Raw genomic sequence first — 11,464 nt, forward strand, 5'->3', positions numbered from 1 at the left:
CTCTCCGACAGCCCTCTTTCTTGTGCGGGCTCTGCCCCCCCCCCCACCCCCACCCACCCCCCCCCCCCCCCCCCGCCGCCCGCCCCCCCCCCCCCCCCCTCTCCGTTCTGGGCGCGGGTCCCGCTACTGGCCCTTCGCGGCCTTCTTCTCGTCGGCGTCCTCGATGACCGCCTCGGCCACCTGCTGCATCGACAGCCTGCGGTCCATCGACGTCTTCTGGATCCACCGGAAGGCGGCGGGTTCCGTCAGTCCGTACTGGGTCTGCAGGATGCTCTTGGCCCTGTCCACCAGCTTGCGCGTCTCCAAACGCTGCGAGAGGTCGGCGACCTCCTGCTCCAGTGCCTTGAGCTGGGCGAAGCGCGACACGGCCATCTCGATGGCGGGGACCACGTCGCTCTTGCTGAACGGCTTCACCAGATAAGCCATGGCGCCCGCGTCCCGGGCCCGCTCGACCAGTTCGCGCTGCGAGAACGCGGTGAGCATGAGCACGGGAGCGATGGACTCCTCCGCGATCACCTCCGCGGCGGAAATCCCGTCCAGCACCGGCATCTTCACGTCGAGGATCACCAGATCCGGGCGGTGTTCGCGCGCGAGATCGACCGCCGCCTGGCCGTCGCCGGCCTCGCCCACGACCGTGTAGCCCTCTTCTTCCAGCATCTCTTTCAGGTCGAGGCGGATGAGTGCCTCATCCTCGGCGATGACGACTCGGGTCGTCAGCGGCGGGACATGCGAAGTGTCGTCGGCGGGCTGGGGCGACTCGGGGGCGGTCACAGGGGCTCCTCGGTGCGTCACGAACTGCTCCCCATGAGCCTACCCAGCTGCGGTAAGGTGGTGACGCACAGGGCCACCACCACCCTGGGTTTCTTAGGCCCCAGTACTCCAACTGGTCAGAGAGGCCGCTCTCAAACAGCGGACAGTGTGGGTTCGAATCCCACCTGGGGCACTTTTCCTTCGTTCCCAAGGTCACGCCGACGGCGTATCGCGGCGCTTGTGGCCGGGCCCGTCAGGCGTTCAGCAACTGGTTGAAGAACGACCGGTAGTGCTGGAGCGCCACCCGCAGGTCCTCCGTCTGGATCTCCTCGCCACGAGACCACTGGTCCTCGAGCTCCCGCTTGTGGTCGGCGAAGGTGGCGGCCAGGGACTGGATCACTTCGGCGACCAAGGTGTCCGCGTTGCGTACGGCTTCCCTGGGATCGTCCACGAAGGTGCCCTGGATCTGCTGCCAGCGGTCGCGGTAGTCCTCCGCCTCTCCGGAGGGAACGAGCGCCTGCCGCGCGGGCTCCTCCGCGGATTCGGCCGACGGCGCGGCTTCTGGTGTGGTTTCCGGTGCGCCTTCAGCCGCGGGTGCGTCTTCGGGTGCGTCCTGTGGCGCGGCCTCGGACGCAGGCCCCGCTCCGGTCACCGGCGCGGCCTCGCCCGGATAGACACTCCGCTCCGACTGCTGCTGCGGGTCTTGCCTCGGCCGTGTGAGGTCTTCGGTCGAAAGGTCGCTCGCGAGCGGTGCGCCGCGCGTGCGCTCTGGGTTCCGCATGTCAACTCACCTCGCCGGCACGGCGGTCAGGCCGCGCCGTATCGTGTGCCTCGGTTCTGGTTGCCGAGCAACTCCTGGAAGAGCGCGCGGTAGTGCACCATGGCGCCGCGCAGCTCTTCGGTGGTCGCGGTGCCGTCCTGGTTGCGGACGTTCACCTCGTGGGCGACCCGGTAGTGCTCCAGGGTGCTCGCATGCTCCACGGAGAGGTCGCGCACCTGCTGCTCGTATCCGTCCGTGGGGTAGCCGCGCTCACCCATGAGCTGGGTGACCAGGTGATCCGCCTCGTCAACGCTCTGGCGCGGCTGGTCTACGAAGCGTTCCTCAGCACCCTTCCACTCCACGGCGTAGCGTTCCCGTGCCGCCGGCGGCAGTTCCCTGATGTCGAGCCCGCGGTGCCGCTGCTCCCTGGCCCGCAGCTCGCGTTCGGCGGTCCGCCTGCTGCCGCCGTCCGCTTCGACGGCCCGCTCGTACTCGGGGCCGAAGGTCTGGCGGAGATGGCGGCGGCGCATGGCCATCCCGACCGCTACCGCGATCAGAACCAGGACGACCGCCACGGCGATGATGATGCCGATGAAAGTTCCTGTGGACATCCGGACCTCCGTGTATGTCCGTTCCCCTCGTCCCCGGAGGGCGGGGGAAGCCCATTCGGCCCCGAAGTGCACGGGCCTCCTGTATTCGCCGACTGCCCGGGAAGCACCAAGGCAAACACTCCGGGGAGAGCGGAGACGGTCAGGAACCGGGCGAGTCGTCCGTGCCGACGTGGTGCACCCGCACCAGATTGGTCGAGCCCGACACCCCCGGCGGGGACCCCGCGGTGATCACCACGATGTCGCCCTTCACGCAGCGGCCGATCCGCAGCAGTTCCTCGTCCACCTGGTCGACCATCGCGTCGGTGGACACCGCCTGCGATACGAGGAAGGTCTCGACGCCCCAGGTGAGGTTGAGCTGGGAGCGGGTGGCCGGATCAGGGGTGAAGGCCAGCAGCGGGATCGGCGAGCGGTAGCGCGACAGCCGCCGGACGGTGTCGCCCGACTGGGTGAACGCGACCAGGAACCTGGCACCGAGGAAGTCTCCGATCTCGGCCGCGGCACGGGCGACGGCACCGCCCTGCGTGCGGGGCTTGCTGCGTTCGGTGAGCGGCGGGAGGCCCTTGGCGAGGATGTCCTCCTCGGCCGCCGCGACGATGCGGGACATGGTTTTGACCGTCTCGGAGGCGTAACTACCGACGCTGGTCTCGGCGGACAGCATCAAGGCGTCGGTGCCGTCGATGACGGCATTGGCCACATCGGAGGCCTCGGCACGGGTGGGCCGGGAGTTGTCGATCATCGAGTCGAGCATCTGGGTGGCGACGATGACCGGCTTGGCGTTCCGCTTGGCCAGCTTGATCGCGCGCTTCTGGACGATCGGGACCTGCTCCAGCGGCATCTCGACGCCGAGGTCACCGCGCGCGACCATGATGCCGTCGAAGGCGGCGACGATCTCCTCGATGTTGTCGACCGCCTGGGGCTTCTCGATCTTCGCGATGACCGGGAGCCTCCGCCCTTCCTCGTCCATGATCCGGTGGACGTCCGCAATGTCGCGCCCGCCGCGTACGAAGGACAGGGCGATGACATCGGCTCCGAGCCGGACCGCCCAGCGCAGGTCCGCGACGTCCTTCTCCGACAGAGCGGGTACGGAGACCGCCACACCGGGGAGATTGAGGCCCTTGTGGTCGGAGACGAAGCCGCCCTCGATCACGAGGGTCCGCACCCGGGGCCCGTCGACCGAGATGACCTCGAGTGCGACCCGCCCGTCGTCCACGAGGATGCGCTCACCGGTGACGACGTCGGCGGCAAGGCCGGAGTACGTGGTCCCGCAGATCCCGCGGTCACCGTCGACCGACTCCACGGTGATGGTGAACTCATCGCCGCGTTCAAGCAGTACCGGACCTTCACGGAACCGCCCGAGACGGATCTTCGGGCCTTGAAGGTCGACCAGGACCCCGACGCTGCGTCCGCTCTCGTCGGACGCCTTGCGCACCCGGTGGTAGCGCTCCTCGTGCTCAGCGTGGGTGCCATGGCTGAGGTTGAAGCGGGCGACGTCCATTCCGGCCTCGACCAGTGCCTTGATCTGGTCGTATGAATCGGTGGCGGGCCCCAGGGTGCAGACGATCTTCGCTCGGCGCATGGTTCGAGCCTATGGCCTACCGACGGGTAGCGAATTTGCCGCACATGGCCGTTCAACAACCTTTCGATGAAGGGTTGTTGACAAGTATTGAAGTGTGCACAGGGGTGCTCTTCTGAGCATCCGCGATCGCGCTCCCCGCAGCGCGGGCCTCCGGGAGCACCGCGGTCATTCACAGCGCACCTCTTCGACCAGTCGATCAGTACACGGCGTCGACGCCGTCGCGGCCGTCGCCGGACGGCGCCGGCTCGGGGGTCACGCAGCAGGTGTGCGAGACGCCCCTGGGGACGACCGAGCAGGAGGCGGAGGGCGTGCCGAAGCCTCTGTCGTTCCTGCCATCCGGTGGAGAACCCTGCCCAGCCGGATCAGCGATCAAAGCGGAACTGGCACTTCCCGCGGGCGGCGCCCCAGAAAGCGCCTTGCTGAATGGTCGGACGACCGTCGACTCCCTTCGCCCCGGGTCTTCCTGTTGCCGGCTGTCGACAACTTCCGCATCGAAACACCGAGTCGCCGGGAGCCGCCCGAGAGCGGCAAAAGCCCGCCTCGGCCTGTGGAGGCAATCGGGATGCAGTCGCTCCGCTTAGCACGGGGAAACCCAGGAGCAGGAAACTCATTCCCTATACGACACTTGCGGGCATCGCTGCTTCCCGGGCCACATCCAGTCCGCACTGTTTACCACTGAAAATGCTTCAGATGGCGTCGAAATCCCGCCTGTTAACCTGCGTCAAACATTCTTGAGACGAGGAGTCCGGGCGTGAAACGCCTAAGAACCAACGGGCTGGCTGGAGTTGTCGCCTCCGCATTGCTGGCCGGAATACTTCCTTCCGTCGCCGTCGCAGCCAATGCCCGGCCAGAGCCGCCGAAACTGAAGCAGCCGCAAGCCGTGGCAGTCGAGGAAGCCGCAATAGGGGGCACAAAACGGCGCGACGCCGCCGCTGCGAACTCCTGGAAGAAGAAGGCTGTCAAGGCCGACTGGCCCCGGGCCGGATCAGCGGAGGTCTCACTGGCGCCCGGTGGACAAGCGGGCTCGCTCCCCGTTTCGGTGATGGTTGGGCCGTCCACCCCACCGAGAGCGCTGAGCACGCAGAAAGCGGCAAAGGTGCCCGAAGGCTCCGCATCGAAAGCCTCACGCCCCGGGGCAGCTCCCGATGACGGGCAACCGGCCCGATTGAAAGTCTCCGTCACCTCCCGTGAAGCCGCGAGCAAGGCCGGCGTCGAGGGGCTGCTGCTGACCGTCGGCCGCTCCGACGGCGTCAAGGAGCCGGTCCCGGCCAAGGTCGTGGTGGACTACGACTCCTTCCGCGACGCGTACGGCGGAGACTGGGCGGCGCGGCTGCGACTGGTGAGCTTGCCACTGTGCGCGCTGACCCGTCCGACGGCCGCGGAGTGCCGTGTTCAGAAGCCGGTTGCGACGAAGAACGACGTACGCGCCGGGACCCTGTCGGCCCAGACGCTGGCCGCACGCTCGGCGACGGTGCTCGCGGCGACCGCCGAAGCAGGCGGACAGACAGGCGACTACAAGGCGACGAGCCTTCAGCCATCCGGTTCCTGGGCGGCGGGGGGTGCCAACGGCGCGTTCACCTGGTCGCATCCGATCGGTGTGCCGACCGTCCCCGGCGGCCTTGAGCCGAAGATCGCTTTCAACTACAACTCGCAGTCCGTGGACGGACGCACGGCTGCGTCGAACAGCCAGCCGTCCTGGATCGGAGACGGCTGGGACTGGGAACCGGGCTTCATCGAGCGCCGCTACAAGGCATGCGACGACGACAAGACCGGTGGCACCAACACCACCAAGGTCGGCGACCTGTGCTGGTACAACGACAACGCCACGCTCTCCCTCGGCGGCAAGAGCACCGAACTCGTCTACGAGAAGGACAAGGGCTGGGTCGCGGAGACCGACTCGGGCGAGAAGATCGAAAAGCTGACCGGCGCCGAGAACGGCGACAAGGGAAGCACCGGTGTCGATGGCGTGGGTGAGCACTGGAAGGTCACCACGACCGACGGCACCCAGTACTTCTTCGGTCTGAACCGGCTTCCGGGCTGGAAGGACAACGGCGACGAGGCTGACGACGCGGTGACCAACTCCACTTGGACCACCCCGGTGTTCGGCAACCAGTCCGGTGAGCCCTGCTACAACTCCGCGTTCGCGAGCGGCTGGTGCAAGCAGGCATGGCGCTGGCAACTGGACTACGTGGTGGCGCCCAACGGAAACGCCATGGCGTACTACTGGAAGACCGAACAGAACAACTACGGCCGCAACGTCTCCGAGACGACCGGCAAGGCCACTGTCACCTCGTATGTGCGCGGCGGATACCTCGATCACATCGACTACGGCCTGCGCAAGGACTCGGTGTACACGGGCAAGGCGATGGGCCGCGTCACGTTCGGAGTGTCCGAGCGCTGTCTGACCGACTGTGGCACCTTCGACGACTCCCATGCCAAGAACTGGCCCGATGTCCCCTTCGATCAGTACTGCAAGGACAGTGCAACCGAGTGCAAGGACAAGTACTCGCCGACCTTCTGGTCGCGAATGCGGCTGACCTCGGTCACGACCCAGGTGTTGACGGGTGGCGCGTACAAGGACGTCGACTCCTGGTCCCTCAAGCAGGACTTCCCCGCCTCGGGGGACGGTATCTCCACCCCCATGTGGCTCAAGTCCATCCAGCGCACCGCCAAGGCCGGCGGCACGGTCAGCCTCCCGCCGGTCACCTTCGCCGGCGAGCAGAGAGCCAACCGTGTCGACCGACTCGGCGACGGCCTGGCCCCGTTCATCCGGCTTCGCCTGTACCAGATCACCACCGAGACCGGCGGCACCATCGGGATCACCTATTCCCAGCCCGACTGCACCGCCACCACCCTGCCACCCGCCGACGGCGGCAACACCACGCGCTGCTACCCGGTGAAATGGGCGTTCGAGGGTGAGACGGCCAAGCAGGACTGGTTCAACAAGTACGTGGTCACCCAGGTCGTCGAGGGCGACAATCTCGCCGAGTCCCCCGACACCGTGAGCAGCTATGCCTACCTCGGCGGCGCCGCATGGGCCAAGAACACCGACGAGTTCACCAAGGCGGAGAACCGCGTCCACTCGGTCGCACGCGGCTATGAGCGGGTCCAGACCCGCACCGGCGCCGCCTCCGATCCGAGGACACTGGAGGAGAAGCGATTCTTCCGCGGCATCGACGGCGCAGCTGTCAAGGACAGCGCGGGCGACTCGGCCACCGACCGCGAGCAGTTCGCCGGCATGGTGCGGGAGAAGATCACGTACAACGGAGACGACACGAGCAAGGTGGTCTCCCGTACCTCGTACACGCCTTGGCGCTCGTCCGCGGGCAACACCCGCTCCCGTACCGGTCTGCCCGACCTCGTGTCGTACAAGACCGGCACCCAGAAGGAGGTCAGCCGCACGACCGTGACCGGCGGGGAGTACCGCACCGAGACCTCCCGTCACTTCGACGCCTACGGCATGGTCGACTGGCAGTCGGAGACCGGCGACGTCGGCAAGACGGGAGACGAGAAGTGCACCACCACCACCTACGCACGCGGCTCGGGCAGCGCGATCCTCGACAAGGTCAGCCGGATCGAGACCGTCGCAGTCCCCTGTGGTAGCGCGGTGTCCCGTCCCGGTGACGTCATCGACGACGTCCGTACGTACTACGACGGCGGCGCCCTCGGTGCGGCGCCCACCAAGGGGCTGGTGACGAAGACCGACCGGATCAACGGGTCCGGCAGCGGCTACTCCACGGTCTCGTCCACTCCGGTCACGGACTTCGACCTCTACGGCCGCGCGCTGAGCGCCGCCGACGCCTACGGCGAGGTGACCAGGACGGCATACACGCCGACGACCGGTGAAGTGCCCACCCAGTCCGTGGTGACCAATCCCAAGGGCCACACCGTGACGACGGTCACGGAACCGCTGCGCGGGCAGACGACCTCGGTCACCGACGCGAACGGCAAGGTCACCACCAGCGCATACGACGCCGCAGGCCGGCTGACCAAGGTGTGGAAGCCGACTCGATCCGCCACGACCTACCCGGACTCGCCGAGCATGGTGTTCGAGTATCTCGTGCGCAATGACGGTCCCGTCGTCATCACCACCAAGACTCTCACCCATGACTCCAAGTACGACGTGTCCTACGGCATCTACGACGGCATGCTGCGTGAGCGGCAGACCCAGAAGCAGAGCCCGGACCTCGCCGGACGTCTCGTCACCGAGAACTTCTACGACACGCACGGCCGGGTATGGCGCAAGTCCGGCACCTACTTCGCGACCGGTGCGGCCGAGCCCGTACTGGTGACCGGGCAGGAACTGAAGTACCCCTCGTCCACGGACACCGAGTACGACGGCGCGGGGCGGACTACCGCGGAGATCTCACGCCGCTTCGGTGACGAGACCAAACGGACCACCACCAGCTACACCGGAGACACCACCACGGTGATCCCGCCCGCCGGCGGAATCGCCACGACCACCGTCATCGACGCCCTGGGGCGCACGGTCGAGCAGAAGCAGTACACGGACACGGCCCGCAAGACCGCGCAGTCGATGAAGCGCGGCTACGACAAGCACGGCAGGCTGTCCGAGGTCACTGACCCCTCGGGCGCCAAGTGGACGTACGAGTACGACGTTCGCGGCCGTCAGGTGAAGAGCGGGGACCCGGACAAGGGCACCACCACGAGCACCTTCGACAAAGGCGACCGGATCACCGATGTGCTGGACGCCCGCGGGGTGACCCTGCACACCGACTTCGACGTGCTGGGCCGCCGCACCGTTCTGAAGAGCGGCAGCACCACTCTCGCCTCATGGGAGTACGACACGGTCGCCAAGGGGCAGGTCTCCAAGTCCGTCCGCTATGTGGATGGCAATGCCTACGAGTCGAGTGTGCTGACGTACAACAGCATCTACCAGCCGGTCATCACCCAGACCACCGTCCCGGCGTCCGAAGGCGCGCTGGCCGGCACGTACAAGTGGACGACCTCGTACAACGCCAACACCGGGCAGGTGATGTGGACCCAGCATCCCGCCATCGGCGGACTGCCCGCGGAGAAGGTCGCCAACACCTACAGCCCCGTGGCGGGGCTGCTCAACTCGGTCGGCGCAGGGACGGATCCGCTGATCTCCGGGACCACCTACGACCACTACGGTCGGCCCATCTCCCGCAAGTACGGAGCGTTCGGCCAGAGCCTCACGACGTCGAACGTGTTCGACGAGCACACCGGCGCGGTCACCGACACCTACCTGGACCGGGAGACCGCTCCTCAGCGGATCGAGGACGTCCACTACACCTACGACCCCGTCGGCAACATCACATCCGTCTCCACCTCCTACGGACAGGACGCGGTCCGCACGACGGACAACCAGTGCTTCAGTCTTGACGCCCTGCGCCGTGTAACAGAGGCATGGACCGACAAGAACACGAAGTGCTCGTCGGCCCCGTCGGCGAGCGTCGTCGGCGGCGCGGACGCGTACTGGACCTCCTACACCTACGACATGGTGGGCAACCGCAAGACCGAGACCCAGCACAAGACGGAGTCGGGCCCGGCCACGGACACGGTGCGCACCTACTCCGCCCCGACCCCGGGCAAGCACGACCTGCCCAAGGTCACCCAGACGGGTACGTCACCGCGCGAAGACGTCTTCAGCTACGACGCCTCGGGCAACACCAAGACCCGGAAGACCGGCAGCGCGACGACCCAAGTCCTCGAATGGGACGACGAGGGCCATCTGGAGTCCGTCAAGGAGGGCACGGTCGAGAAGGCACGCTACGTATACGACACCGACGGGCAGCGGATCATCGAGCGCGATGCCTCGGGCACGACGCTCTACCTCTCCTACGGCACCGAGGTGCGCCTGACCAAGAGTGGCGCCGTCACCGGCACCCGCTACTACTCGGCCGACGGCCGCGGGCTGGCTGTCCGGACCGGCGGGAAGCTCAGCTTCACCTTCGGCGACCACCACAACACCGGCACCACGCAGGTCACCGCCGACGCGACCCAGACGGTCACGCGCCGCAAGACCGCACCCTTCGGCAGCCGGCGCGGCGCCGAGGCCCCGGGCTGGACGGGCGACAAGGGATTCCTCAGCGGCACCGAGGACGAAGCAACCGGGACCATCCATCTCGGCGCTCGGGAATACGACCCGGCCACCGGCCGGTTCATCAGCGTCGATCCCGTGGTCGACCTGAACGACCCGCAGCAGGCACACGGCTACACCTACGGCGACAACAACCCTCTGACCTACGCCGACCCGACGGGCAAGATCATTGAGGAGTGCTGGACGGGGTTGGCCACATGCGTGGGCGGCCAGCCCGTCCTCACGTCGCCGAAGCCCAAGTCATCGAAGCAGGCGGACAACAGCGACCCTGTCGTAGACCTCTACGACGAGGCGCTCGACGCCGGCTGGGGCGCCCAACCGGCCGGATCCAAGCGTGTGACGTTCAATGTCGGAAAGGGGCCCGACCGGGGGATCATTCGCCTTACCTTCTATATCCACACCAAAGATGCCATGATGGGCAAACTGCTGGGGGACAATCGAGAGTCATCCATCGACCCCTACCGGCCCTACCGGATGACCCTCTTCTGGAACACCCAGTCCGGCGAAGTCAGCTTCACCATCAGCGCCTCGCACACGATGCCCAAACCGGCCGGAGGATCGCCAGGGGACTACGGCTACGTTTCCCCCAAGCCCAGCAAAATGATCCCTGCACGCCCGACCGTCGTCGGCGCATACCCATCGGACACAAACGGCGGCTACAACGTCGTCAACCCGGAAGGGTTCGGCCACGACAGCACCTCCGAGCAACTGGATATCGGCGTGCATGGTGTGAACAGCTATTTCCGGTACTTCGCAGTCGACAACACGATCAAGATCAAGGCGACGCGAACCTCGGTTACGGTGAGCCGGTCGGGAGACCCATACCCTGACATGGAGGTCGTTCAGTACCGGCCCAACCAATCCCCCCGAGTCATCGCCACAGACCGTATGGCCAGCCCAGGAGGCTTGGATTCCATACCCATCTGGCCGGGTAAGCTCAGCGGCCGGGAATGGGTCGACGGCCGCTGTGTCAAGGAGTGCTGATGCCGGACAGTAAATACGCGGCAGACGGCGGGGCGGGCCACATATGGGGCAGAATCGGTCGCTGCGTACTGACCTACCTGCTCCTCTATACCGTCGGGTGGCTGATCGTGGCTCTCGTGTTCCCATGGGAGGGGGACACTCTCGGGCAACATGTGGAGACGAGTCTCATCCTGCTGGGGTTCATCGGCGTCCCGAGTCTGCTCCTCGCCATCTGCGCGGGGCTGGGGCACCGGAAGATGCCTGCAGGGTCTTTCCGGGGCGCGCTCCTGCTGCCGATGCTCCTGTTCGCCTGGCCCATGATTGCTTCCAGTACCGCCGAACCCCCTCTGATCCAACTCGCGATCCAGGTGGCGTTCGTCATGCTGATGCCCGTGCCACTCGTACCCGCGAAGTGGGTCGGTAAGCCGCCGGCATAACGGCAGATGCAAGCAAGTTCAGCGCAAACGGCGGAGCGTTCCATGAGCGCCCCGCCGTTTCGCGTGCCTCGGACGCTCCGTGATCAGGTGACCGCCGATGCGGCCACACCTCGGCACAGCAGCCTCCGCGCAGATCCAGGCCATGGCGTAGATCGCGTTCGCCCCCGGGGGGGGTGGCCCCCCGGGGCGCCCCGCCCCCCCCCAGTGGGGGGGGGGGGCGGGTGTGGCGCGGGGAAACCGGGGGGGGTGGGTAAAAAAAAAAACACAGACCCCCCCAAGAGG

The 11,464-nt window shown here is 66.9% G+C and carries 6 protein-coding genes and 1 tRNA gene; 3 read left to right on the forward strand and 4 right to left on the reverse strand.

The features are described from left to right. Positions 1-123: 123 nt before the first annotated feature. Positions 124-771, reverse strand: a complete 648-nt coding sequence (locus tag ACFWI9_RS27785) for an ANTAR domain-containing response regulator (RefSeq protein WP_387166083.1) — start codon at positions 769-771, stop codon at positions 124-126. A gap of 97 nt (positions 772-868) precedes the next feature. On the opposite strand from ACFWI9_RS27785, the gene ACFWI9_RS27790 reads away from it, so the two are divergent. Continuing rightward, positions 869-943, forward strand: a tRNA-Leu gene (locus ACFWI9_RS27790). 60 nt (positions 944-1,003) lie between these two features. Here the strand turns inward: ACFWI9_RS27790 and ACFWI9_RS27795 are convergent. The 3 genes from ACFWI9_RS27795 to pyk all read right to left on the reverse strand — a co-directional run bounded on the left by ACFWI9_RS27795 (position 1,004) and on the right by pyk (position 3,697). Next, on the reverse strand, positions 1,004-1,531 hold the full coding sequence (locus ACFWI9_RS27795) for a hypothetical protein (protein WP_387166085.1): 528 nt from the start codon (positions 1,529-1,531) through the stop codon (positions 1,004-1,006). Between the two features lie 26 nt (positions 1,532-1,557). Continuing rightward, entirely contained in the window at positions 1,558-2,121 is a 564-nt protein-coding gene (locus ACFWI9_RS27800) for a hypothetical protein (protein ID WP_387166087.1), read from the reverse strand. Positions 2,122-2,260: 139 nt separating this feature from the next. Continuing rightward, entirely contained in the window at positions 2,261-3,697 is a 1,437-nt protein-coding gene (gene pyk, locus ACFWI9_RS27805; protein ID WP_387166089.1) for a pyruvate kinase, read from the reverse strand. Between the two features lie 1,165 nt (positions 3,698-4,862). On the opposite strand from pyk, the gene ACFWI9_RS27810 reads away from it, so the two are divergent. After that, positions 4,863-10,766, forward strand: a complete 5,904-nt coding sequence (locus ACFWI9_RS27810; protein ID WP_387166091.1) for an RHS repeat domain-containing protein — start codon at positions 4,863-4,865, stop codon at positions 10,764-10,766. Next, positions 10,766-11,182, forward strand: a complete 417-nt coding sequence (locus tag ACFWI9_RS27815) for a hypothetical protein (protein WP_387166093.1) — start codon at positions 10,766-10,768, stop codon at positions 11,180-11,182. The genes ACFWI9_RS27810 and ACFWI9_RS27815 overlap by 1 nt, the downstream gene beginning before the upstream one ends. The last annotated feature ends 282 nt before the right edge of the window (positions 11,183-11,464 follow it).

The organism is Streptomyces sp. NPDC127084 (assembly GCF_042724175.1).
Classification (GTDB): domain Bacteria; phylum Actinomycetota; class Actinomycetes; order Streptomycetales; family Streptomycetaceae; genus Streptomyces.